We start from the raw sequence: 25,625 nt of genomic DNA, 5'->3' as shown, positions 1-25,625 counted from the left end.
TCTTGTAGATCATCAATTCTTTCAAGAAAGTTGACAGATTAGAAAGTGGTTAGGTATACTATTTTAAAAAAGAAAGAATAAGATTTATATGAAGTCGAATAAATTGTTATTGGTAAATGGAATTACCAGTATCTTAGGAGGACTCTTAATCCTTTACGCTTCTTCTGAGAGATGGGACTGGAAAATAGTTGATTTAGTTCCCAAACTGGTCGAAAACTCTGGTTGGGGTGGCTTGGTGGTATTAATAAGCCTGCTGTTTTTGGCGCTTTCTATTGTCGGAATGGCACATTATAGCGAAGACTCAAGAGTCAATAAGACCAGCCATAAGCTTCTCTTTTGTGCCTCAATTGTTGGATTTATCCCTTTTTTTGGTAACTTAGCTGGCCTTTTATCTATAGGGGGAGGAGCTCTATACCTTTTAGATTTGCCGAGATTTAAGAGTGATGAAAAGGCTGAGTAAGCTGTGTCGCGTCCACTTTTTCTCAATCGAAGAGCTCAGAAAATGATGGTGAAATAAGAAAAACCAGCGAGAAAATCGCTGGCTTTTCTTATTTCAAGTTATAGTTTTTGATTATACCAAACAATAATTTCAATCAATGTCAGTTGTAAAATAGGGTTTTCTAATGATCAAAACAATCAGGATATAGTTTTAGGCTATATCAAACTCTGGGAAATTCCAATTATACAGAGGGGGGATTTTCTGATAAGATAAAATCAAGAAAAATTTTGGAGGACGCATATGTCAACAACTATCATTGGTTTCCCACGTTTGGGTGAATTCCGCGAATTGAAATTTACAACTGAAAAATACTTTAGAAAAGAAATCTCAGCAGACGAACTCTTGGCTGCAGCTAAAGAGCTCCGTGCTAAGCATTGGAATATTGTTAAGGAAAAAGGAATTTCTGAGATTCCATCAAATGATTTTTCTCATTATGATAATGTGCTGGATGCAGCTTTTCTCTTTAACGTGGTGCCGTCATCTGTGCAAGGCTTGGAATTGACTGACTTGGAGCGTTATTTTGCCTTGGCTCGTGGCTATCAGGGCGAAAAAGGGGATGTCCGTGCTCTTCCGATGAAGAAATGGTTCAACACTAACTACCACTACATCGTTCCTAAATTTGAAAAAGAAACTCAAGTAAAACTTGCTGGACACAAGATTTTTGACGAATTTTCAGAAGCTAAGGAGCTAGGCTTAGTAACCCGTCCAGTAGTGGTCGGACCATTCACTCTCCTACAAGTGTCTGACTTTGAAGACGGTGTGGCACCAGCTGACTTTGTTGATGCCCTGGCTTCAGCCTATCAGGAAGTCTTTGCAAAATTAGCAGAGCTGGGTGCAAAGCGTATCCAGTTGGATGAGCCAAGCTTGGTCAAAGATTTGTCTGCAGAAGAAAAAGCTCTCTTCTTGGATCTTTATAAGAAGCTTTTGGCAGACAAAAAAGGCTTGGAAGTCTTGATTCAAACCTACTTTGGTGACGTTCGTGATATCTATTCTGATCTTGTAGAGTTGCCAGTAGATGCGATTGGTTTGGACTTCGTTGAAGGTAAAAAAACTCTTGAACTTGTTAAAGGTGGCTTCCCGGCTGACAAGACTCTTTATGCAGGTATTGTTAATGGTAAGAACATCTGGCGCAACAACTACGAAAAGAGCTTGGCTGTTCTTGAGCAAATCCCAGCTGAAAACATTGTCTTGACTAGCTCATGCTCACTTCTTCATGTGCCATTTACAACAGCTAACGAAGAATTTGAGCCAGCTATCTTGAATCACTTTGCCTTTGCAGTTGAAAAATTGGAAGAACTTCGTGACTTGGATGCTATCCGCAATGGTCAAGGTGCAGAAGCTCTTGCAACAAACAAGGCTCTCTTTGCAACTGAACGTGTGGGTGAAAATACAGAACTTCGTGCGCGCATCGCTGGATTGACAGACGCTGACTACACTCGTTTGCCAGCCTTTGCTGAACGTGAAGCTATCCAAGAAGAAGCCTTTAAACTTCCAGCTCTTCCAACAACAACCATCGGTTCATTCCCTCAAACTAAGGAAGTTCGTGCCAAACGCTTGGCCTTCCGTAAGGGTGAATTATCACAAGAAGACTATGACAAGTTCTTGGCAGAGCAAATTGACGAATGGATCAAATGGCAAGAAGAAGTTGGATTTGACGTGCTGGTGCACGGCGAGTTCGAGCGTAATGACATGGTTGAGTACTTCGGTCAAAACTTGTCAGGTTACCTCTTCTCTAAGAATGGTTGGGTACAATCATACGGTATGCGTGGGGTGAAACCACCAATCATCTGGGGTGATGTCACTCGTCTTAACCCAATCACTGTCAAGTGGTCTAGCTACGCACAAAGCCGTACAGACAAACCTGTCAAAGGTATGTTGACTGGACCGGTTACCATCCTCAACTGGTCATTCCCACGTGAAGACATCTCTATCAAGGATTCTACTCTTCAAATCGCACTTGCCATCAAGGACGAAGTACTTGACCTTGAAGCTGCTGGCGTGAAGATTATCCAAATCGATGAGGCTGCTCTTCGTGAGAAATTGCCACTCCGTCGTAGCGACTGGTATGAAGACTACCTTGACTGGGCAATCCCTGCCTTCCGCTTGGTACACTCTACAGTAGCGCCAGACACGCAAATCCACACTCATATGTGTTACTCAGAATTTACAGATATCATCCCAGCTATCGACAACATGGATGCGGACGTTATTTCCTTTGAAGCAAGCCGTTCAAACCTTGAAATCTTGGATGAACTCAAAGCGAAGAACTTCCAAACAGAAGTAGGACCTGGTGTTTACGATATCCACTCACCACGTGTGCCGAACGAAGGGGAAATTGACCACACCATCGAAGCTATTCTTGCCAAAGTACCAAGTAAGAAAGTTTGGATCAACCCTGACTGTGGTTTGAAAACACGTGGTATTCCAGAAACCAAAGCTAGCTTGGTTCGTTTAGTAGAGGCAGCAAAAGCAGCTAGACAACACTTGAAATAATCCTCCTCTGACAAAATCGTTTATTTTTATGGAGGGAAAACAGAAAATTTAAACCGGAGCTGACAATCCTGCAGAAATTGTTCCTGTAGGATTGTTCTCAGCTTAGCGGTATATCACTGAAAGGAACTTTTTATTTTATGGTTCGTCACCACACACCTAGTCTCTCATTTGAAGTATTTCCTCCCAATCCAGCAGTAGGCAATGAAAAAATAATCCAGGCTCTTCGGGAAATGCAGGATATTGCACCTCACTATATTAGTGTGACTGCTAGCAATAATAAATTTAATATAGAGGAGACAACGGTACGTTTGGCTGACTTCATCTATAATGATTTGAAGATTCCTACCATCGCTCACCTTCCAGCGGTCTATCTAACCAAGGAAATGGTCTCAGATACACTCCAGGCTTTGGACAAGGTTGGTGTACATAAGATTTTAGCTCTAAGAGGGGATATTTTCCCTGATGTAGCACCCAAGGATGATTTTAAGTACGCGACTGACTTAATTGAGTACATCAAGGAAGAAGCCCCGCACTTTGATATTGTTGGCGCTTGCTACCCGGAGGGGCACCCTGACTCGCCAAACCAAATCTCGGATATTCAAAATCTCAAGAAGAAAGTGGATGCAGGCTGTTCAAGCCTTGTAACTCAGCTTTTCTTTGACAATGAGCGCTTCTACGATTTCCAAGACAAGTGTACCTTGGCAGGGATTGATATTCCCATTCATGCAGGGATTATGCCAATTCTTAACCGTAATCAAGCGCTTCGTCTCTTGAAAACGTGTGAGAATATTCATCTTCCACGTAAATTTAAGGCCATCTTAGACAAGTATGAGCATGACCCTGAGTCGCTCAGAGCAGCAGGACTTGCCTATGCAGTGGATCAAATCGTGGACTTGGTAACCCAGGATGTTGCTGGTGTTCATCTATATACAATGAACAATGCTGCAACTGCCCATCATATTTACCAGGCTACACATACATTTTTCTCATAATATTAACCCCCTATCCCTTATTCTTCTTAGACTGATAGATATTTAGCATGTCTTGAGTCAGGTCTGGAAGAGAGGGGATTTTTTAGTCTCAGTAAGTCTTAATCTAGATCTGTTCTTGGTTGTTTTAGATCTCGGAGCATAAAAACGCTTACATTTCTTATAAATCAGCTGAAACAGATTATTTTATATAAAGTTAATTTAATTGTTTCATATTCCAAAAAGTATGGTAGAATGGTAACATAGGAGTTTTAAATCTTATTGATTAACTTCTTTTATATCACACCTATACTTCTACTAGATACAACCTCCTGACCCAATAGAGTATGGAAGTGAAAGAGGAAAAATTAAACAACTAAATGTTTTATTTTTTGCACTTTTCAGGGGAGATCTTGGGAGAGACCAGGTGTAGATTCATGTTTAGGGATTTAGCTATGGCTAATCAACCCAAATAGAAAGGCGAGGAAACATGACAACAGATTATAATTCTAAGGCTTATTTAGAAAAAGTTGATGCTTGGTGGCGTGCTGCTAACTATATTTCAGCGGCTCAAATGTACCTAAAAGACAATCCACTTTTGAAACGCGATGTAGTAGCTAATGATCTAAAGGCTCACCCAATCGGACACTGGGGAACTGTCCCAGGACAAAACTTCATCTACGCTCACTTGAACCGGACGATTAATAAATATGACCTAGATATGTTCTACATTGAAGGACCTGGTCACGGTGGTCAGGTAATGGTTTCAAACTCATACCTCGACGGCTCATATACAGAGTTAAATCCAAATATTCCTCAAAACGAAGAAGGCTTCAAACATTTGTGTAAGATCTTCTCATTCCCGGGGGGGATCGCTTCTCACGCGGCTCCTGAAACACCAGGTTCTATCCATGAAGGTGGAGAACTCGGTTATGCCCTATCTCATGCAGCAGGAGCTATCTTGGATAATCCAGATGTGATTGCAGCAACTGTTATCGGTGATGGTGAAGGGGAAACTGGTCCATTGATGGCAGGTTGGTTGTCAAATACGTTTATCAACCCTGTTAATGACGGTGCTATTCTTCCAATTTTCTATCTTAACGGTGGTAAAATTCACAACCCAACTATCTTTGAACGTAAAACAGACGAAGAATTGACCTTGTTCTTTGAAGGTTTAGGTTGGAAACCTATTTTTGCTGACGTAACAGCTATTTCAGAAAATCATGAAGCTGCTCATGCTCTTTTTGCGGCTAAATTGGACGAAGCAATCGAAGAAATTAAGAAAGTCCAAGCTGAAGCTCGTAAAGGATCTGCTGAAGAAGCAACTCAAGCTATTTTCCCTGTATTGGTTGCTCGCATTCCAAAAGGATGGACTGGTCCTAAGTCATGGGAAGGTACTCCAATCGAAGGTGGTTTCCGTGCTCACCAAGTGCCAATTCCAGTAGATGCTCACCACATGGAGCATGTTGATGCCCTTCTTGATTGGTTGAAATCTTACCGTCCAGAAGAATTGTTTGATGAGTCTGGAAAAATCTTGGCTGAAATCGCTGCGATTGCACCGAAAGGTGATCGTCGTATGGCTATGAACCCAATCACTAATGCTGGTGTTATCAAACCAATGGACACTGCTGATTGGAAGAAACACGCCCTTAAGTTTGAAACTCCAGGTGAGATCGTGGCACAAGACATGATTGAGTTTGGTAAATACGCTGCTGACTTGGTAGATGCTAACCCAGATAACTTCCGCATCTTTGGTCCAGACGAAACAAAATCAAACCGTCTGCAAGAAGTTTTCACTCATACTAGCCGTCAATGGTTGGGCCGTATGAGACCTGAATACGATGAAGCTTTGAGCCCAGCAGGTCGTGTTATTGACTCACAATTGTCAGAGCACCAGGCTGAAGGTATGTTAGAAGGTTACGTTTTGACTGGTCGTCATGGCTTCTTCGCTTCTTACGAATCATTCCTTCGTGTAGTAGATTCAATGGTGACACAACACTTCAAATGGTTGCGTAAATGTAAGACTCATACTACATGGCGTAAGAACTACCCTGCCTTGAACTTGATTGCAACTTCAACAGTCTTCCAACAAGACCATAATGGTTATACTCACCAAGATCCAGGTATCTTGACACATTTGGCAGAGAAAACTCCAGAGTATATCCGCGAATACTTACCTGCAGATACAAACAGCTTGTTGGCTGTTATGGATGAAGCCTTCAAGGCAGAAGACAAGGTTAACTTGATTGTTACTTCAAAACACCCACGTCCGCAATTCTACTCAGCTGAAGAAGCAGAAGAATTGGTAAGTGAAGGTTACAAGGTTATTGACTGGGCTTCAACTGTGTCTAACAATGAAGAGCCTGATGTTGTCTTTGCAGCAGCAGGAACTGAGCCAAACTTAGAAGCTCTTGCGGCAGTATCTATTCTCCACAAGGCCTTCCCAGAGCTTAAGATTCGCTTTGTTAACGTGGTTGATATCCTGAAATTACGCCATCCATCTGTAGATGCGCGTGGACTTTCAGACGAAGAATTCGACAAAGTCTTCACAACAGATAAGCCCGTCATCTTTGCTTTCCATGGCTATGAAGGAATGATTCGTGACATCTTCTTTAACCGTCACAACCACAACCTTCGTGTTCATGGTTACCGTGAAAATGGAGACATCACTACCCCGTTTGATATGCGTGTTATGTCAGAATTGGATCGCTTCCACTTGGCTCAAGATGCAGCAAATGCAGCACTTGGTGCAACAGCAGCTGACTTCTCTGCTAAAATGGACGAGACAGTGGCTTACCACAATGCTTACATCCGTGAAAACGGTGATGATATCCCAGAGGTTCAAAACTGGAAATGGGAAAACATTAATAAATAATCTTTAAAAGGCTAGGAATTTTTTCCGGCCTTTTTTGTGTATTTGAGAAGCTAATTATTTAAATAAATCATAGAATAGTATCAGAATCTCTGATTATTTCATAGGAAAAGGCTTTCAAATAAGTATATAATAGAAGAAAACTAAATAACTTCACTAAAACAAGTTAATTTAGAGTGAGAAATATACAAATTTTATGTCAAAAACGAGAAGGAAGGGGCTTTATGACGAGAAAAATCATCTTTCTGGATGTGGACGGTACCCTCATCGACTATGATAATCATATACCGGAGTCTGCTGTGATCGCCATTCGCAAGGCACGGGAAAAGGGCCATTTGGTTTATGTGTGCACAGGTCGCAGCAAGGCTGAGATGCCGCCGGAAATTTGGGATATTGGCTTTGATGGTATGATTGGTGGCAACGGGTCTTATGTGGAGCATAAGGGTCAGGTTATTCTGCACCAGCTGATTCCGCGCGATGTCGCTAAGAGGCTAGTGGACTGGCTTCAGGAGCGGGGGCTAGAGTTTTACCTAGAGAGTAATAATGGCCTCTTTGCCAGCAGGGGTTTCCGCGAAGCAGCACGACCAGTGCTTCGGACCTACATCCTTGGAAAAGGAGCCAATCCAGAAGAAGTCGTAAATATGGAGGCAGAAGAAGCCCTTCATGGTTTGGTTTATGGTGGAGAGCTCTATCGAGACGACCTGAATAAAGTCAGCTTTATCCTCAAGAGCTACCAAGATCATCTGGACTCTAAGGCAGCTTTTCCTGAGCTCAAGGCGGGTACTTGGGGAGGCAAGGGGGAGCATGCACTCTTTGGTGACTTAGGAGTCAAAGATATTACCAAGGCGCATGCCATTGAGGTTCTGCTGAAGCATCTTCATGCTGATAAGGCGGATACTCTGGCTTTTGGCGATGCCAAGGTTGATATTCCTATGCTGAACTATTGTCAGGTCGGAGTTGCTATGGGAAATGGCGGAGCGGAAATCAAGGCTATGGCCGATCTGGTGACAGACCCGGTCAGCCAAGACGGTCTCTACAAGGCCTTTGAAAAGTTAGAACTCATCTAAAGGAGAGATGAATGATGGCAAAAACTCTTTATCTGATGCGGCATGGCCAAACGCTTTTCAACCTGCGCCACAAGGTGCAGGGCTGGTGTGATGCTCCTCTGACTGATTTTGGAATTTATCAGGCCAAGGTGGCAGGGCAGTATTTTAAGGATGCCGGAATTACTTTTGACGATGCTTATAGCTCTACTCAAGAGCGGGCCTGTGATACCTTGGAATTGGTAACGGACGGTAAGCTTCCTTATAAGCGTGTGAAGGGGCTCAAGGAGTGGAACTTCGGCACCTTTGAGGGGGAAAGCGAGGATCTCAATCCGCCCCTGCCTTATGGAGATTTCTTTGTGACCTATGGCGGTGAATCACAAGATCAGGTCCAGGAGCGTATGGCAACGACCATTCTTCAGCTCATGCAAGAGACAGATGGTCAGTCTGTACTCATGGTCTCCCATGGCGGATCTATGGCTAATTTTGCCAGAGCTTGGCAGAAAAACTGGCGTCTGGATGATTTAGGTCACATGACCAACTGCGGTATCTTGAAGTTTACTTTTGAAGATGACCAATTTTACTTAGAAGAAGCCATTGGTCACGATTTTAGCGACTGGGAGGGAAAATGAAAGATTTATATTTGATGCGGCACGGCCAGACTTTTTTCAACCAAGAAGGCTTGGTGCAGGGAGCTAGCGATTCTCCTTTGACAGAACTAGGGCAAAATCAAGCCCGGCAGGCAGGAGCTTATTTGCAAGGGCGGGGCATTCGTTTTGGTCAGCTCTACTCGTCCACCCAGGAGCGGGCTTCAGATACTCTGGAGCTTGTCTCCGGCCGGACCGACTATACTCGTCTAAAAGGCATTAAAGAATGGAACTTTGGTCTCTTTGAAGCCCAGCCTGAACGCCTGCAGCCGAAATTTCGGCCGGGAGCCACCTCTTTTGAAGACCTCTTCGTCCCATATGGCGGAGAAGGTGTAGACCAAGTCGGTGAGCGCATGCTGGTCACTCTGACTGAGGTCATGGAGCAGGCAGGAGCAGAGCCAGTCTTGGCTGTTAGCCACGGAGGTGCTATGTGGGCCTTCTATCTCAAGATTGCAGCTCAAGCTCTGGACCCCAAGGTGCGCTTTGGTAACTGCGCCATCTGCCATTACCATTATGAACAGGGACATTTTAGGCTGGCAGAAGTCATTGACCCGCTGACGGGTAGTCTGTATGAGTGTGAAACTACTCTTTGACCATAAAAAGAGAGGATAAGAAAGGGAAAAGATCAGACTCAAGTTCCTTTTCTAGATATGAAATACAGTCCTTAGAAATATTTTTCAGAGGACTTTTTGTTTGTCATTCGTCAAAAATACAATATGAAAACAAGCACTAGGCTATTTTCATACTATTAACAATCTAACTAGCCAAATATTTTTTGGAAAGGGACGTGTAGTTGACCTAGATTTTATCTAATGTATTTGTAAAGTCAAATGAGAAGAAGAATAGCGATAAATTCCTTATTTATGAGGATGCAAGAGTAATTTCTGTATAATTTCTATTCTTTTTCTAAGGAAAATTATCAGAAATATTAATATTATATTACACTTATATATTTCTACTAATTTTCATTGACTTTAAAACATAGAAAGACTACAATGAAGCCGAGGCAAGCGCTTACAATTTATATAGGAGGTCCAATTATGAGAAACGACAGACAGCAACGCTTCTCTTTTCGCAAATATTCAGTTGGTTTAGTATCCGTGGTAGTCGGATGCCTTTTTTATAGCCCAACTGTCTTGGCCCAAGAATCAGGAGTAAATCCACAACTGGAGCCACCAGCAATCGTCGAACAGAGTTCCGAACTTGTGAAGAAAGAAGATTCAAAGTTGGAACAGCCAGAGTTAGCACCTTCAGAAGCAGATACAAGGAGTCAGGAGTTGCCTCGCTCTGAAACGCAGAGTGAAACAACAAAGACAGATGGTGAAGGAGACAAGACTCAGGTTGCTGATTCTGTCGTCAATGAAAATGGACAAGAAAATAAAGCATCGGAGGAAAATCCCGATAAGGAAATATCGCCTAATCAAAATAAGGTAGATTCAGAGACTCCAAAGAAGGAAGTGCCACAGGAGCCTAAAAAGGTAGATTCAGAAACTACAAAGAAAGAAGTGCCACAGGAGCCTAAAAAGGTAGATTCAGAAGCAAGAAAAAATGATGCTAATGTTGAATCAGATATTACGAATAAAGTAGATGAGGAGGCCCGTGTTCAAGCTGTAGTTCGTCTGGCAGGAGAAAAAAAGGAGACACCAGTAGGAGCTACACAAATTGAAGCTCGGATGCATGAAAATCAACCAATCAAAGCTGCGGTCTTAAAGGAATTGGACGAAAAAGGAATCCAATATAAGAAATTAGCAGATTTTGATCTGATTTTTAACGGTTTTGTTTTAGAAACAAGCTATAAGGAAGCTTTGAAGATTCGTCAGGTAGCCAGAGTTGAAAAAGTTGACATCACACCTCTTTCAACTGCCAACACTCCTCAAGATCTTCCTAAGAAACAAAATACCTTGTTGCCAACCAAGGTTAGTGATGAAAATGAACTAATCAATCTCCAACCATTATGGGATAAGGGGATAAAAGGACAAGGACGTATCGTCGCAGTTCTTGACACTGGTCTTGATTACGAGCATAACTTCTTTAGTTTGACAGACAAAAGCAAGGCCAAATACCAGAATAAAGAGCAAATGGAAGCTGCTATGAAAAAAGCAGGAATTACCTATGGTAAATGGTATAACGATAAGGTGGTTTATGCTTATAACTATTCTGATATGAATGATGAGATCAAAGAGGACGATCCTCGCTCACACGGAACTCACGTAGCCGGTTCAGCAGTTGGAAATGCGACTAAACCAGCTCCGACTGGAGAACTGCTTAAAGGGGTGGCTCCTGAAGCGCAACTGATGTTTATGCGGGTCTTTTCAGATAAGAAAGGAATGACTGAGCAGGGCTTTATCGTTGCAAAAGCTGTGGAAGATGCTGTTAAGCTTGGAGCAGATACAATCAATATGAGTTTCGGCGGTATTAGTGGCTCAGAAGCGGATACCAATCCTCTTACTCGACAAGCCTTTGAATTTGCTAGAAAGTCAGGTGTTGTCATAAATGCTGCAGCAGGAAATTATGCTGTGAATGGATATTGGCAAGCCAAACCAAAAGCAGATGCTCCTGATACTGGAACAATTGACGAACCAGCCATTGAGAATGGTGTTTTAGCAATCGGAGCCTTTAATAATAAGATTGACCATGTGACAAAGATTCGCTTAGAAATCCCTGCCTTAAAAGATAAGAAAGAATTCCAGAATGGTCTTGTTGATTTACCGGTCTATCGACTCATTTTCCCTGTTGAAGGTCCGCAGTCTTATGTCCATGTTGAAAAAGGTGGTGAAGAAGCTTACCGGACAGCTTCTGTCAAAGGAAAAATTGCTTTAGTTGAGAGTGGTGGCGATGTTACGGATGAAGATAAGGTAAACTCCCTTCGTCAAGCTGGTGCCAAAGGGGTTTTGGTTTATCAAAATGAGGAACAAGGAGACCAGCTACAAAATCTTCCAATGGGCTATTGGGGTTCCTTCTATCCTGTCAGCGTGCTAGGACATAGTTTAGGTAAAGAATTAGCTGCGCATGCTGGTGAGTATAAGCTGACTTTCCATCAAGAGGTCAAAAAGGTTCCTTATAGTGAAGCCGATAAGATGCTCTACTTTACAGGTTGGGGACTGTCAACAGAAGGAAAACTGAAGCCGGATGTAACCTTGCCAGGTGGTATGATTTATTCTGCTATTCCGAACGGTTCTTATGACATGGATGGCGGGACTAGTATGGCAACTCCTCATGCTGCTGGGGCAACAGCCTTGATTAAGCAAGCATTAGAAGAAAGATTCCCGCAATATAGTCCAGAGCAAATTCATACCTTGCTTCGTCAACTGGTTATGAGTACAGCTAAACCTCACAAGGACAAGGAAAGCAATACCTATTCTTCAGTCCGTCAACAAGGTTCTGGACTGATGGATGCTGCGGGAGCTGCTTTTGGCAATCTATATGTAACTGGAAAAGGGACGGATAGTAGTCTGACACTTGGAAATGTTAAAGATAGCTTTACCTTCGAGGTGACTGTTCATAACTTGTCTAATCAAGCCCAAGAACTCAGCTACCATACTGTTGTTAATACAGATCAGGTTGAAAATGGTCGGATTACGCTTCAAATGCGTCAGCTACTGGACCAAAAAGGTGATAAGACTGTCCTTGTACCTCCAATGGGTAGTGTGACCATTCCGATTAAGGTTAATACGAGCGCCTATACCAAAGAATTATCCCAACAAATGAAGAATGGTTATTTCCTAGAAGGTTTCGTCTTCTTCAAGGATGCTAAGACGCAAAAAGATTTAGTCAGTCTTCCATATATCGGTTTTAAAGGACATTACCAAGACCTACCTGGTATCGAAAAGCCAGTTTATGAATTTACTGGTAAGGAAAAACCTTTCTATTACTATCAAGATGAGAAAGCGGAAAATCCAATCAAGGATCCAGGAAATCATTTTACTGCTTTAGTCAGCTCTATTCGTAGAGATGGCAAGAAAGAGCAGGTTGTTCTTGGTGAAACAGACGGTAAATACGATGGTAACGCCTTGGTATTTTCTCCAAATGGAGATGGGCATTTTGATACGGTTAAACTAAATGCGGTCGTTTTGAGAAATGTTGATAATATCCATTTAGCAGTCTACAAGGCAGATGATACGAAACGTGAACATCCGATTTTTGAACAAGGAAACGAAAGTGAGAAAAAAACCGATTACGGCTGGAGAATTAACGACAGAAGTAGAATTCTTTATGCTAGTCGTTGGACGGGGAAAGACCAAAATAATCAGGTCGTTCCGGATGGGGAATACCAATACGTTCTTACCTACCGTCCAAGTACTCCTGGAGCAAAACCTCAAGAAATCGTTTTGAAGGTCAAGGTCGATAATCAAGTTCCTCAATTAGCATCAACCAAAGATCTCTATGATCCAAAAACGCGTATCTTTAGACCGGGAACCATTATCGAGGAAGGAAGTGGTCTGGCAGGTAAATACCTATCCTACGAAAAAGATGGGCAAACCATTGAAATCAGCCCGAATCAAGATGGTTCATATTTGATCCCAGAAGGGGTTGATCCAGCAACTGTTCGTTTTTATATTTGGGATAAGGCTTATAATACCAATACTTTAACCCTTGATGGTCAGAACGCTTATAAGTCGGCTGAGAAGGAATCAGGAAAATCAAGAGGAAAAAGAAGTTCTGAGGACGGTCAAGAAGAAGCAACAGATGGAAGGCTGGAAGTTCGTGTTGTTGATGAAGAGGGAAATCCAACCTCTCAATATCCTGAGATGATGCGCTACCAAGTATTCGACAGTAAGGGCAATCGAATTGATAAAGAGTTTAATACTTATTATGAAAGTGAGTTGCCAAGGTTGCCATTTGGTAGCTATACTGTCAAAGTAGTTGCACAAGACGAAAACTATTCATGGGTATCTCCTACAACTGTAACGGTCGAGTTGACGAAAGAACATCCTGAAGGCCTAGTCAACTTTGTTTACCATTACAAATCTAAGAATCGATTTAACGTAGTCTTTGATAAGGATTTACCATCTGGAACTAGAGTTTTTGCTATTCGTAAGGATAACGGAGAACAGCATGAATTAGAACAAACCCTCTATGAACCAAAGACTTTTGAAAAGATTTTATTAAATGGAGATTATCAGATTCATATTGAACTGCCAAAAGGTTATCGTGCGGTAGAAAATGATGTTTTCTATTCAGTAGGAGAAAAAATCAATCGCTTCTTAACAACATTTGTAGAAGTTGCAGAAGACAATCCGGTTAATCCGAATCCAACACCGAATCCAATCCCAAATCCAGTACCAGATCAAAAACCAGATCCACTCATTCCGGATAAGACATCCGATCCTGGTAAAGGAAAAGAAGTGGATAAAGAAGATCAGCTAATTGCGAAAAAAGCAGACTTGCGTCCTATGTATGTCAAGCCAAGTGAAAAGAAGGAAGAGGACATACGAGAAGTTTCTGACTTAGATGCAAAAGAAAGCCTGCCAAAGACTGGACAAGCTGGGGATGGCATGGGTCTGTTAGGCTTGTTCTTGTCACTTTGCACCTTTGGACTCATTCATAAAAGAGGAAAAGAAGGCCAGGATTAATCACTTAAGGATTCGTTAATAATTAGACAACAGCTGGAAGCAGTCAGGTTTCTTGCTTCCAGCTTAAAAATAAAGGAGTTTTGTATGGAGTTTCACCGAAAACAACGTTTTTCAATTCGAAAGTATGCTATAGGGGTAGCATCTGTATTGATTGGACTGGCTCTTGTTGGACCAATGGTTGCGGCTGATACAGTAACCTCTGAAGATCAAGCCATTACAGCGTCTGCAGTGGATACTGCACAGACGACGGAAGAAAATCATCCTGTCAAAGAGGAAGAAGTAAGAAAACCGGAAGAACCGTCTCTTCCTTCTACTCTTGACTCGGGTCAGACAGAAGGTGTTCAGCCATCTGATAAGGGTAATGAGCCTGTAAAAGAAAGTGGCAATGAGCCCGATAAGGTAAGCACTGAAAAAGAGGCAGGAAGTAATATCACTCCTGAACCTGAGAAGAGAAGTGAAAATGATTATAAGCAGCCTGTTCTTGATACCTCAAAGAAAGTAGCTCAGGAAAATATAGAAGAAAAATCCCACAAAGAAGTAGCTGAAGCTCCAAAAAATGAACTGGATGAAGCGACTCCTGTAGAAGCTCTTGTTCGCCTAAAGGAAGAAAAAACACCTGGCGAAGCCCCTCTTACATCAGCTACGGACAAGGCTAGACGAATTGAGAAGACAAATCGGGAACACGAGGAATTTTTAAAAGAATTAGAAAGACAGTCCATTCGCTTTAAGAAACTCTATGATATTAATCTTTTGTTTAGTGGACTTGCTTTAGAAACGACTTACGGAGATGCGAAGAAAATTCGAGGTTTGGCGCGTGTCGATGCTGTGGACTACGCTCCTCTTCGACGGACTAGAGTGGAAGAGGAGCAACCAGCTGTCGCTTCCCCAACCTCAAGTCCTGCCAAAGTTAGCGAAGAAAACAGTTTAATCAATTTACAACCGCTCTGGGATAAAGGGATTAAAGGTCAGGGGCAGGTTGTAGCTGTGATTGATTCAGGAGTTGATCCTGCCCACGATGCTTTTCGTTTAACGGACATCAGCAAGGCAAAATTCAAAAGTGAAGCTGATATCGAAGCAGCCAAGAAAAAGGCTGGTATTACCTATGGTAAGTGGTACAACAACAAAGTCGTCTATGTTCATAACTATAGTGATATGGATGATAATGTAAAAGAAGAAGATCCGATTTCACATGGTGCCCATGTGGCTGGGACTGCCGTAGGAAATGCTTCTCAACCATCTCCAAACGGGGAAATTTTCCGCGGGGTAGCTCCAGAAGCTCAGCTCATGTTTTTGCGCGTCTTTTCAGATACGAAAGGTGGACAAGTCCAAAACTTTATTTATACCAAGGCTGTGGAAGACGCTGTGAAGCTTGGGGCTGATACTATTAATATGAGTTTAGGAACTGCCTCAGGCTCCATCTATGATGTTGGTGAAATCACCCGTCAAGCCTTCGATGAAGCTCGCAAGGCGGGAGTGACCATTACTGTTGCTTCTACCAATATGGCAACCAATGGTTTTTGGCATAGTAAGCCACTTGCTACAACACCTGATTACGGGATGACAGGGACACCGTCAGTCAATCCAAATGTCATTTCTGTTGCTTCAATCAATAGCTTGACTAAACACGTTTCAACGGAAGCAAGCTTAACCGTTAAGGAGCTAGTCGGTTCTACAGAATTTCCTGATGGTAAAATTCCAATGCATTCTTTTGTTGAACGAGATGGTTTCCGGACGACCATTCCACAAAGTTATATCCATGTGGAAAATGGTGGGCTGGAAAACTATCAAGGAGATCAGATTAATGGCCGTTTGGTTTTGACTGAAAGAGGCGGTCAGGTCTCAGACGTTGAAAAAGTCAAACAGCTGAAAGCAGCTGGAGCGACTGGAGTGGTCTTCTATCAGACAAAAGAGCAAGGAGAAAGGCCTACTCCATTTGATTTAGAAGGTTTAGGGGAGCGTTTCCCTGTTGGTGTAATCGGCCACCGAGCAGGAGAACTTTTATCCCAACACGCCAGTGATTATCAACTGAACATTGCCAACAAGTTTAAGCGTGTACCGTATGAAGCAGCTAAACAGATGTCAGACTTTTCATCCTGGGGCTTATCAGTTGATGGTGACTTGAAGCCAGATGTGACCTTGCCAGGTGGAATGATTTATTCATCTGTTAATAACGGTGAATACTATATGGACAGAGGGACAAGTATGGCATCTCCTCATGCTGCAGGGGCAACAGCTTTGGTCAAGCAGTCTTTGAAAGAGCGCTTCCCTCATCTGACACCTGAACAACTCCAAATCCTCGTCAAGCAAATGACGATGAGTACAGCAGTTCCCCATGTGGATGAAGAAACAAAGGGTTATTCTTCTGTCCGTCAACAGGGGGCTGGAGTCATGGATGTGACAGCGGCTGCTCTAGGTGATTTATATGTCACTGCAAAAGGCGAAAAGAGTAGCTTGACCTTGGGAAATGTCAAGGACACTTTCGAGTTTGATGTGACAGTTCATAATTTATCTGATCAGGAAAAGACGGTCACCTACGAAACAACTCTTCAGACGGACCAAGTTGAAGATGGGAAATTTACGCTCCACCCGCGTCTTTTAGAGACCTTGACTGGTAAAGAAACCGTCACTGTTCCAGCTCATGGTCAACGGACTATTCGTGTCTCAGTTGATGCCAGCAAATATCAATCCGAGCTGAGCAAACAAATGCCAAATGGTTATTTCCTAGAAGGATTTTTCCTTGTTAAAGATGCTAAGAGCAACCAGCATTTGGTCAGTCTTCCTTATGTAGGTTTCCGAGGGGAATACCAAAATCTACGAGGAATTGAAAAACCGATTTATGAATATACTGGCTCTGATAAACCTTTCTATTACTATAAGGACAAAACAGACTATCCAGATGGCAAGATTCCTGATGTGGAAGAGCGACATCCAGATAATCATTTTACATCCTTGATCAGCTATGTGTACGAAAACGGCGAATCTGTAGCTAAAACACTGGGACAGGATGGCGAAAAGTTTGATGGGGATCAACTCTACTTTTCACCAAATAACGATTCTAGTTTTGATAGTGTGAAGGTAAAAGCTGTTATGCTCCGCAATGTCGAAAATGTTCATCTGACAGTTTACAAGAAAGAAGACACAGAGAGAAAACAACCCATTTATGAGATCGGAAATGAAGTTCATAGAAAAACGGACTGGAGCTACCGAAGCGGAAACAGAAGTGAAGAATTCTATGAAATTTCTTGGGAAGGTTTGGATAATGATGGGAATCGGCTTCCAGATGGAGAATATCAATTTGTCATTTCCTACCGTCCATCAGCCTCAGGTGCTAAGAAGCAGGAGTTGAATTTCAAAGTTAAAATTGATAATACAGCTCCAAGCATCGAGACGGGTAGCGCCCACTATGATCCTAAGACAAGAGTTTTCCGTCCTGGAAAGATTATCGAAACAGGAAGTGGAGTCGCAGGTACCTATCTGTCATACACTAAAGATGGAGAAACGCACGCCTTGACTCCAGAAGAAGATGGAAGTTATGTCATTCCTGAGGGAGTGGATCTTTCAACGATTCGTTATTCAGTTTGGGATAAGGTATACAATACAGCTGAACTAGACTTGCAAGGAAATAAAGTAGAGACTAGCGAAGACCTAACAGCTCAGGCAGCGTCGGTCGCTGAAGAGCCAACATCAAGTCCAGAAAACAAAGAGACTCCTGACAAGGGGACCTTGGAGCTTGTCTTTACAGACAGTAGTGGAGAGGTAATTAATTATTATCCATCAATTGTGCGTTACCAAGTCTTTGATGATCAGGGGCGTGCTGTAACTGGTGAGTTTAATTCGTCCTATAATGGTGGCAGCTTCCCAGAGCTTCCATTCGGCACTTATACAGTCAAGATTACCCTTTCTGATTACCATTATGATTGGGGAACTGATCTAGTGAAAAAAGTGACAGTTTCTCCTGAGGATCCTCATCCAAAAGTCACCTTTGCTTCGCGCTACTTATCTGAGAATAAGTTGACAATAGGGTTTGACAAGCCAGTGCCAGAAGGAACTGTTGTGAAGACTATTGATGAGAAAGGGGTTATCCGTACACTTGCTCATAGTATTTATGATCTTCTGAGTTTTGAAAGCATGCTGATGAATGGAAACTATCGTATTCATGTTGAGCTTCCAGCAGGATATCGTGCAACTGAAAATGACTTTATCTATGAAGTCACAAATAAGATTAATCGTTATGTTTTATCCTATCTGAAGGAGATGGTGATTCCGACGCCTGATCCAGATCAAGATAGTGGAATAATTGTAAAACCAGATAGGAAACCAGGAGCCCCAGCTCCTACAAATCCGGATAGTCGTCCTACTTTTGAAACAAATAAAGCTAGTGAAAAAGTTGCAACAGCTATGCCACTAACGATTAACTATAAAACAGCTTCTAGTAAGCAAGAAGAATCTGGTGTCCTTCCGAAGACAGGACAAGAGGACCAAACTTCTCTAGCACTCAGTCTCTTTGGAATAACTTCGCTAGCATTGGCCGGAATGGTCATTCACAAAAAGCGTGAAGAAAGCGAATAATCTATAGGAGAATTAAAAATATTTTAAGTTAGCTTACCTACATAAGAAACAACCGGAGTCATTTTAGACTCCGGTTGTTTTTGTTATATATTTAATCAATAAGATTATTTTCTTCTGTCCAGACGCTTCTAGTAAATAATATTGAGAGTACAGCTAATACAAGAAAGGCGATGCTAGTATAGATATAGGGCTGATCCAGCTTCGTGGAACGTCCAGATAGATTAACAATGCCTCGGAAAAGGACACCCGCCGTGAGAGTAGCAACTGCTGAGTTCCAGAGGTTGAGGCTGAGCCTTGAGAGGTTGGGAATAATCTTGAATAGGATTAATAAGAGGATGCCTCCAACTAAAGGAACTGCATAGAGATAGTGCATATAGGTAGATGTTTCGCCAAAGCTGAAAGATTCATAGATACGGCTAAAGGCAAAGAAGAAAATACTTAAGAGAGTATAGACAAGAGCTGTCTTCTTGAAACGTTTTTTGCTTGGATTAGTAACCGATGTAGACAATGTCGCTCACCGCCCTTTCTGAAATATTTCCATTGGTCGTTGGTTTATTGATTACTTGACCGTTAAAGTAGAGTGTAGAAGATCCGCCACCGTCAAGGTTATAAGCAGTCTTGACGCCATAAGATTTCATAACTTCAGCTAACTCATAGAGGGATAGTCCCTGACTTTCTGAGGTCCGGCCATCTGACACGATAATAATATAGTGGTTTTCGTCGATAATACCGATGGCTGTACGTGGGTTAGAAGACATGGATTGACCAACTTCAGAATTAGTGTCAACAACAATCTCACCGTTTTCTACCAAGGATGGACCAAAGGCTAGGAGGTTAACAACTCCGTCTTTCACCAGTTGTTCTGCAGATGTTTCGTCCTCATAAATGATCTTAAATGAGCCGTCCTTGTAAATCGCCAAATCACCATTGCTGGAGTCTTCTCGGACAGTATCACGGTAGACAACTCCGTTTCGGATTACATAGCCAGTAGAGTTAGCTCCGTAGTAGTCACCGTTGACAGCTAAAATAGCATTGTTGTTGGCAGCAGTGATTGAGGTTTTGGCAGTGACATTGGTTCCATAAGTATTTTGAGCCAAAGCAGTTTTCAGATATTCAGCAGAGCTGACCGTTATATCAGCAATATAAACCTGAGTATTGCTGACTGTTTTTTCCGTCAGTGTAATGGAGATATTGTCATCACTATAGCTAGTATCAGACGTGCTAACATTGGTTGCCGTTGTACTGGCGCTACTACTTGTAGTATTGGCTTTAACAGTTGTGATGGACTCTGATAAGACAAAGGTTTTGAGCATAGAGTAGCTGAAGGATGCAGTCAACAATAAGCCAAAAAGACTAGCATAAACATAAGATTTTTTAAATAATTTCATGATACGGTGTGGGTCCTTTCTTTAAAAATAAACTTCTTTTGGATAAGCCAAGAGAGAGAAAATAGCAGAATGCCGACCAAAATCTTAACGAGTAGAAGGTTGACTCCAAAGACAGCGTAGAAGAGTCTGATTAGAAGGGTGTCTAATATAAACAAACCTAGAGCCAGGCCAAAATAGCCACTTCCTGTTTTTGCAATGCTATCCTCATTTTTAAAGACGAGCTTTTTATTGGCGGAGTAATTAAAAATAGAGCTGGTAACGCGGGCAATCCCATTGGCAAGTAGAATACGCAGAGTTGTCGGCACAGCTACCAGAAAGAGTAGGGCGACAGCGTAGACTAGATAGTCCACAATGAAGCTACTTAGTGAGGATAGAGCAAACTTAAACATATCTTTGTAAATCATTAAGCCATCTTGAATGGGTCTAAAATGGGAAGTTTTATTATCATTGATGTAGACGGTCTCGATCGGAACTTCCACGATTGGATAAGCCTTGCAGGCTTGCAGAAGCATATTCATTTCGTATTCATAGCGTTGACCTTCAATGGAAAGCATAAAAGGAAGCATATTGCTAGTGAAGGCACGAAGGCCAGTCTGAGTATCCGAAACAGCAACGCCAGTTTGTTGCTTAAATAACAGACGGGTCAGACTATTTCCAAATCGACTTCGTAGAGGGACCTTTCCGGTAAATGAGCGTGCCCCTAAGATTAATTTTTGAGGTTGCTCATGGGCGGCATTGGCAACACGCAGGATGTCCCAGAGCTTATGCTGCCCATCTGCATCTGCTGTGACAATGACACCGTAGTGACCTTGAGACTGAATATAGCGAAAAGCTGTTTTCAGAGCTTGTCCCTTGCCTTGGTTAAGAGAATGATGCAGGACCGTAGCATACGTTGCTGCTTGTTCAAAGACACGATTACATGAGGCAGAACTGCCGTCATTGATTACGATTACTTCAAAGTCACTCTTTTCACGAACTTTTTTTATTAAGCGAATGAGATTGTAATCTGGCTCATAAGCTGGAATAACGAGATAATCCATAAGCTGTACCTCTTTCTTAGATGTTTGATAGATAAGATACAGAACAGTATAAAGAGCAGCCCTTAAAGCTAACTGATATCAGTTTTCTTTAAGTTTGGCTTAATATTTGTTTAAGGAAAAATGGTCGAGAGGCAAGAAAAAAGAGGGAGGCCAGACTACTTGTTTAAACAGTTAGTCTGGTCTCACCTCGTTAAGAGACAGAAGTCAGAAATTTTGTACTTTTGATCCATTATTCCAAAATTAACATGCCTTCTTTAATAGCAAATGGATCTGTCTCGTTAATCCGATCGTAGAACATGATACCGTTGATATGGTCAATTTCATGTTGGACAACGATAGCCTTGTAGCCCTTGAGTTTGACCCGATGCTTCTCACCATTTTTATCGAAGTAATCTACAGTGATACGCGCATGTCGAACTACATAGCCAGGGACGTCGCGGTCGACTGATAGGCAACCCTCTCCATCAGCCAAGGCCGCATCTTGGACAGAATGGGCTACGATTTTAGGATTGTACATAACCTCTTTCAGAGCATAAGCTTCTTGGGGTGAATTGCCGTTTTCATCCTCAGGGTTAGGTAAGAGAACAGCGATGATCCGGCGGGAAATATCAAGCTGTGGAGCAGCCAGTCCCACACCACCACGCAATCCAAGTTTTTCAGCCATGACTGGATCTTGTGAGTTGTGTAGAAACTGCATCATTTTTTCACCCAAAAGAATATCTTCGTCCGCTAAGGGAAAAGAAACTTCCTCAGCAACAGCACGTAAGGTTGGATTTCCTTCGCGGATAATATCCCTCATATCAATCAAATGAGCTGGTTTAATAAGTTTTTCAATAACAGACATCTTCTCTTTCCTCGTTCTTTCTATAAGATACTATATCACAAAACAGACTAGAAATAAAGAAGACGACTTGATGATGAATTTTTCTAAATAAACAGATTGCGTCTTTGTGCAAAAAACTGTATGATACTAATAGTGTGTTATTGAAGGGAAAGAAAATGAAAAGAACAATGGAAAAAATCAGTATCTTGAGTCTATCTTTGGTACTGACAACCTCTTTTTCAATCTCCAGTGCCTTGCCGGCCATGTTTGATTTTTATAAGGACTACCCAGCTGATAAGGTTGAGCTTTTGGTGTCCCTGCCCTCTATAGGGATTATGGTCATGCTCTTGTTGAATGGACTGATTGAGCGTTTCTTATCTGAGAGGATCATGATTGTGACTGGCTTGCTGATTATGTCTGCTTGCGCCTTTGTCCCCATTCTGAATCCATCCTATAATCTAGTCTTTCTTTCCCGTTTAATTTTTGGCTTGGGGACAGGCTTGATCAATGCTAAGGCTATTTCAATTATTAGCGAGCGTTACCAAGGTCATGAGCGCATACAGCTCTTAGGCTACAGAGGATCAGCAGAAGTAGTGGGGACAGCCCTTCTGACCCTGGCAGTCGGCCAACTTTTGCGCTTTGGCTGGACAGCAACCTTCCTTGTTTATACCTTCTGCTTTTTGGTTTTGGGACTTTTTCTCCTCTTTGTTCCTTATGAAAAAGGGGAAGTTCATCAACATAAGCAGGCCAAGAAAGAAAAGATGACAGCAGGCCAGTTCCGCTTTACCTTATTATCAGCTTTGGTGGCTGGGGTAATTGTACTCAGTAATACAGCCATCAACTTGCGCGTGCCTAGTCTAGTGTTGTACCATCAAATAGGGACAGCGCAAACGGCCAGTTTGATTTTGAGTGCTATGCAGTTAATTGGAATTGTGGCTGGTGTTAGCTTCGCTCCGATGGTTGGGATTTTTAAGGACCGTTTACTGACGATTATTGGAATTTGTTTTGGCTTAAGCTTGATTTTGATTGGTCTTTCCAGCAATATATGGCTGTTAGCTTTTAGTGCCCTTTTTGCAGGCTTTACCTACAGCATCACTTTGACGACCATTTTTCATACAGTGTCAGAAAAGATCCCCCCTCACTTAATCAATCAGGCAGTTTCAATTACTGTTTTAGGTTGCAGTGGTGGTGCCTCTGTGACAACATTTATCCTTTCCTTGATTGGCCATCTATCTCAAGCTCCGCTTTTCATTTTCTCCGTCCTAGGGGGCATCATGATGGTCATAGCAATGCTAAGTTACAATATCACAAAGGAATAATATGCGCCTAGATAAGTTTTTGGTAGAAAATGGTCTTGGTTCTCGAAGCCAAGTGAAGGATGTTTTGAAAAAAGGTTTGGTTTTGGTCAATGGCAGAGCGGAAAAATCTCCCAAGACTCAGATTAACGAGACGGCAGATGAGGTTGTTGTTTCTGGCCAAAAGTTGACCTATGAAAAGTTTGTTTACTATCTTCTTAACAAACCCAAGGGATATATCTCAGCAACAGAGGACGAACGACATAAAACAGTTCTGGATTTATTGGATGAGACTGCTCGCCAAAAAGAAGTATTTCCTGTTGGTCGCTTGGATATTGACACTCATGGTCTACTCCTTCTGACCAATAACGGTAAGCTAGCTCATGCTATGCTGTCACCCAAAAAACACGTAGAGAAAATCTACCGAGCTAAAGTAGCTGGCTTGATGAATCAATCAGATGTGGAGAGGTTTGCTAGAGGGATAGAGTTGAAAGACTTTACCTGTCACCCGGCTCAACTCAAGATTGTAGAGCTGGATGAAGAAAAAGAGATCTCTCTCGTAGAAATTACCCTAGCTGAAGGCAAGTTCCACCAAGTTAAGCGCATGGTGGCTGCCTGTGGAAAAGAAGTTACGGATCTTCAGCGCCTCTCGATGGGACCCCTGCAATTGGATCCTGAGCTTGCCCTCGGAGAATGGCGTCGTTTAACAGAAGAAGAGATGAAATCTTTGGAGAGATTTCAGGTAGAATTATAATGAATTTAATTTTATAATATTGTCGCACCTTCGAGGTTGGAATGAAAATCTGACTTCGAGGGTGCTTTTGATTTTTGCAAAATTTTTGCAAAATAGTGGGAAGTTTCCAATTATTTGAAGATGAGAATTTTTTGTAAGATTAAGTCTGGATTTGAGACAGGTGAATAGTGTTCATTGATCGCCTTTTGTGGTATAATGAGGGTGAATCTTTGAGCCCTTCTAATGTTTTTTTATGTTGCATTATAATCCTCGAAGATGTTTTTTTATATATAGCAAATGTTTGATCTGATTCTTAAATTTATAAAGTCATTGTTCTTTCTATATTTTATGTAAATTACGGGGTGATATACTTGATATTTTTGCCAAAAAATTATATGATTTTAAACTGAGTGTGAAATAATACGATATATGAAAGTATTTTCGACCTAGATTTTGTTCTTAAGGCGAACAAAGGATATAAAAAAAGGAGAGAAATGTGAAGACTTTACTATTCGGAAACACAGGTTACATATCTAAAGAGTTCATTGAGGAGGCTTTCCCCAATAGCGATGTCTATATTTTTGGAGAGACCAACTTAACTGGCTTAAAGAGAGTAACAGTTTTTAAGAAGACAGAGGCAATCGGAATCGCTGAAATCTTAGAAAATTATCGCTTCGATCAGATTTTGTATCTTTCAAATTTCTTGACCTATAAAAATCAACAGATTGGGGAATTGGAAAGACTACAGGATTTCTTAAAAAACACTTCTAAATTGACCTGGTCTAAGATTATCTATCTGACTGGACCAGAAATCATCAATCTGCCTCAGGATTTAGAAAGAGCAGCAGAAAATCTTTGCTTGCATTGGGCTCATACCTACAGTGGTTCTCTCAAGATTATTAGAAGTCCTTATGTTTATTCTGCAACACAGCCAGAGGACTATTTCTACGGTTTAATGTCTAATATCCGACGCAATCAGCCAATTCGTTTCGATGAGCAGCCCGATGAAGTGGCAAACTTTATTAATTCAGAAGACTTAGCAGAACTTGTTTATAAAGTATTTAATAGTTGGACAGATGAGATTGAAGTTCTAACAATTCCTAGTCCGTTTCAGGATACCTTCCAGCAGTTGGCGACCAAGTTACAAAACTTAGAGCTTTCGCACAGTACGATTGGCTTCCAATCATCCAATAAGCTATCGCCTCTCTACCAAACAATGGACAAGAATAATCTGCGTGGTCGGTATGGTTGGTTTATCCATTATTCTATTTTAGATGATTTATCAGACCTTTATTGCCAATTTGCTTCTGAAAGTAAGCCTTTAAGACGGCTTGAATTCCGAGGTTTGAAAAAAAATATCTATAGACTGCGGGGCCATAATGATTTCCAAAAAACAGCAGAGATTTTACTGGCCTTTCTCTTGTCAGAAGTCCTCAGCTTTGTCGTTGCAAGATTTAATCAGCTAGGAATGATTGATGTGCGCCTCTTGTTTGTAACCTTAATTAGTACTATTTTTGGAACAGTATATGGCGTCTTTGCTGGAGTTTTATCTGTTTTAGGCTTGTTTGTAACGAGCATAGCAGCAGGTAATAAGTGGCAATCAATTGTATATAACACCGATAGATGGCTTCCATTTGCCGCCTATATCTTCGTGGCTCTTATTTGTGGTATTATCCAGATGA

At 41.8% G+C, this 25,625-nt stretch carries 16 protein-coding genes; 12 read left to right on the top strand and 4 right to left on the bottom strand.

Annotated elements, in window-relative coordinates:
• Positions 1-88: 88 nt before the first annotated feature.
• The 9 genes from PCY06_RS05260 (at position 89) to PCY06_RS05220 (ending at position 18,664) form a co-directional block, all read left to right on the top strand.
• Positions 89-460: a hypothetical protein gene (locus tag PCY06_RS05260; protein WP_061596161.1), complete on the top strand. Its 372-nt coding sequence runs from the start codon at positions 89-91 to the stop codon at positions 458-460.
• A 279-nt stretch (positions 461-739) separates the two neighbouring features.
• Positions 740-2,992 (top strand): 5-methyltetrahydropteroyltriglutamate--homocysteine S-methyltransferase, encoded by a 2,253-nt coding sequence (metE, locus tag PCY06_RS05255; protein WP_061596160.1) that lies wholly within the window; start codon positions 740-742, stop codon positions 2,990-2,992.
• Positions 2,993-3,129: 137 nt separating this feature from the next.
• Entirely contained in the window at positions 3,130-3,984 is an 855-nt protein-coding gene (gene metF, locus PCY06_RS05250) for a methylenetetrahydrofolate reductase [NAD(P)H] (protein ID WP_045634373.1), read from the top strand.
• 466 nt (positions 3,985-4,450) lie between these two features.
• A complete protein-coding gene (locus PCY06_RS05245; protein ID WP_105165085.1) occupies positions 4,451-6,835 on the top strand; it encodes a phosphoketolase in 2,385 nt (794 codons plus the stop codon).
• 221 nt (positions 6,836-7,056) lie between these two features.
• The gene (locus PCY06_RS05240; RefSeq protein WP_048809650.1) at positions 7,057-7,899 is read left to right on the top strand and encodes a Cof-type HAD-IIB family hydrolase; all 843 of its coding nucleotides are present in this window, start codon (positions 7,057-7,059) and stop codon (positions 7,897-7,899) included.
• Between the two features lie 11 nt (positions 7,900-7,910).
• Positions 7,911-8,507: a histidine phosphatase family protein gene (locus PCY06_RS05235; protein ID WP_080889741.1), complete on the top strand. Its 597-nt coding sequence runs from the start codon at positions 7,911-7,913 to the stop codon at positions 8,505-8,507.
• Positions 8,504-9,115 (top strand): histidine phosphatase family protein, encoded by a 612-nt coding sequence (locus tag PCY06_RS05230; RefSeq protein ID WP_061601581.1) that lies wholly within the window; start codon positions 8,504-8,506, stop codon positions 9,113-9,115. Before PCY06_RS05235 ends, PCY06_RS05230 begins: the two co-directional genes overlap by 4 nt.
• A gap of 447 nt (positions 9,116-9,562) precedes the next feature.
• A complete protein-coding gene (locus PCY06_RS05225) occupies positions 9,563-14,095 on the top strand; it encodes an SGO_0316/SGO_0317 family LPXTG-anchored serine peptidase (protein ID WP_082307216.1) in 4,533 nt (1,510 codons plus the stop codon).
• 84 nt (positions 14,096-14,179) lie between these two features.
• Positions 14,180-18,664, top strand: coding sequence for an SGO_0316/SGO_0317 family LPXTG-anchored serine peptidase (locus tag PCY06_RS05220; protein ID WP_301389575.1), 4,485 nt, complete (start codon positions 14,180-14,182; stop codon positions 18,662-18,664).
• 91 nt (positions 18,665-18,755) lie between these two features.
• Here the strand turns inward: PCY06_RS05220 and PCY06_RS05215 are convergent, their stop codons facing one another.
• From PCY06_RS05215 to def, 4 genes are all read right to left on the bottom strand, one after another.
• The gene (locus PCY06_RS05215) at positions 18,756-19,172 is read right to left on the bottom strand and encodes a hypothetical protein (protein WP_045634367.1); all 417 of its coding nucleotides are present in this window, start codon (positions 19,170-19,172) and stop codon (positions 18,756-18,758) included.
• Entirely contained in the window at positions 19,153-20,052 is a 900-nt protein-coding gene (locus PCY06_RS05210; RefSeq protein WP_045634366.1) for a phosphodiester glycosidase family protein, read from the bottom strand. Before PCY06_RS05210 ends, PCY06_RS05215 begins: the two co-directional genes overlap by 20 nt.
• Positions 20,049-21,092: a bifunctional glycosyltransferase family 2/GtrA family protein gene (locus PCY06_RS05205; protein ID WP_045634365.1), complete on the bottom strand. Its 1,044-nt coding sequence runs from the start codon at positions 21,090-21,092 to the stop codon at positions 20,049-20,051. Before PCY06_RS05205 ends, PCY06_RS05210 begins: the two co-directional genes overlap by 4 nt.
• Positions 21,093-21,321: 229 nt before the next feature.
• A complete protein-coding gene (gene def, locus PCY06_RS05200; RefSeq protein WP_045634364.1) occupies positions 21,322-21,936 on the bottom strand; it encodes a peptide deformylase in 615 nt (204 codons plus the stop codon).
• A gap of 155 nt (positions 21,937-22,091) precedes the next feature.
• On the opposite strand from def, the gene PCY06_RS05195 reads away from it, so the two are divergent.
• The 3 genes from PCY06_RS05195 to PCY06_RS05185 form a co-directional block, all read left to right on the top strand.
• Positions 22,092-23,234: an MFS transporter gene (locus tag PCY06_RS05195; protein ID WP_011999850.1), complete on the top strand. Its 1,143-nt coding sequence runs from the start codon at positions 22,092-22,094 to the stop codon at positions 23,232-23,234.
• Between the two features lies 1 nt (position 23,235).
• Positions 23,236-23,964 carry a pseudouridine synthase gene (locus PCY06_RS05190; protein ID WP_048777354.1) on the top strand — a complete coding sequence of 243 codons (729 nt, stop codon included), beginning with the start codon at positions 23,236-23,238 and terminating at the stop codon, positions 23,962-23,964.
• A gap of 475 nt (positions 23,965-24,439) precedes the next feature.
• Positions 24,440-25,625, top strand: a 1,186-nt coding sequence (locus PCY06_RS05185; protein WP_301389574.1) for a hypothetical protein, incomplete at its 3' end; no start/stop codon positions are given.

It is taken from the genome of Streptococcus sp. SG1 (assembly GCF_030439935.1).
In the GTDB taxonomy this organism is placed as follows: Bacteria; Bacillota; Bacilli; order Lactobacillales; family Streptococcaceae; genus Streptococcus; species Streptococcus gordonii.
The sequence above is the reverse complement of the archived record's forward strand: the minus strand, read 5'-3'. Positions and strand labels throughout refer to the sequence as shown.

Excerpts from the sequence above, each read along its gene's own strand:
- PCY06_RS05220 (WP_301389575.1), top strand. The coding sequence starts at position 14,180 with ATGGAGTTTCACCGAAAACAACGTTTTTCAATTCGAAAGTATGCTATA.
- PCY06_RS05230 (WP_061601581.1), top strand. The coding sequence starts at position 8,504 with ATGAAAGATTTATATTTGATGCGGCACGGCCAGACTTTTTTCAACCAA.
- PCY06_RS05195 (WP_011999850.1), top strand. The coding sequence starts at position 22,092 with ATGAAAAGAACAATGGAAAAAATCAGTATCTTGAGTCTATCTTTGGTA.
- metF (WP_045634373.1), top strand. The coding sequence starts at position 3,130 with ATGGTTCGTCACCACACACCTAGTCTCTCATTTGAAGTATTTCCTCCC.
- PCY06_RS05260 (WP_061596161.1), top strand. The coding sequence starts at position 89 with ATGAAGTCGAATAAATTGTTATTGGTAAATGGAATTACCAGTATCTTA.
- PCY06_RS05190 (WP_048777354.1), top strand. The coding sequence starts at position 23,236 with ATGCGCCTAGATAAGTTTTTGGTAGAAAATGGTCTTGGTTCTCGAAGC.
- PCY06_RS05235 (WP_080889741.1), top strand. The coding sequence starts at position 7,911 with ATGATGGCAAAAACTCTTTATCTGATGCGGCATGGCCAAACGCTTTTC.
- PCY06_RS05225 (WP_082307216.1), top strand. The coding sequence starts at position 9,563 with ATGAGAAACGACAGACAGCAACGCTTCTCTTTTCGCAAATATTCAGTT.
- PCY06_RS05245 (WP_105165085.1), top strand. The coding sequence starts at position 4,451 with ATGACAACAGATTATAATTCTAAGGCTTATTTAGAAAAAGTTGATGCT.
- PCY06_RS05210 (WP_045634366.1), bottom strand. The coding sequence starts at position 20,052 with ATGAAATTATTTAAAAAATCTTATGTTTATGCTAGTCTTTTTGGCTTA.
- metE (WP_061596160.1), top strand. The coding sequence starts at position 740 with ATGTCAACAACTATCATTGGTTTCCCACGTTTGGGTGAATTCCGCGAA.
- def (WP_045634364.1), bottom strand. The coding sequence starts at position 21,936 with ATGTCTGTTATTGAAAAACTTATTAAACCAGCTCATTTGATTGATATG.
- PCY06_RS05205 (WP_045634365.1), bottom strand. The coding sequence starts at position 21,092 with ATGGATTATCTCGTTATTCCAGCTTATGAGCCAGATTACAATCTCATT.
- PCY06_RS05240 (WP_048809650.1), top strand. The coding sequence starts at position 7,057 with ATGACGAGAAAAATCATCTTTCTGGATGTGGACGGTACCCTCATCGAC.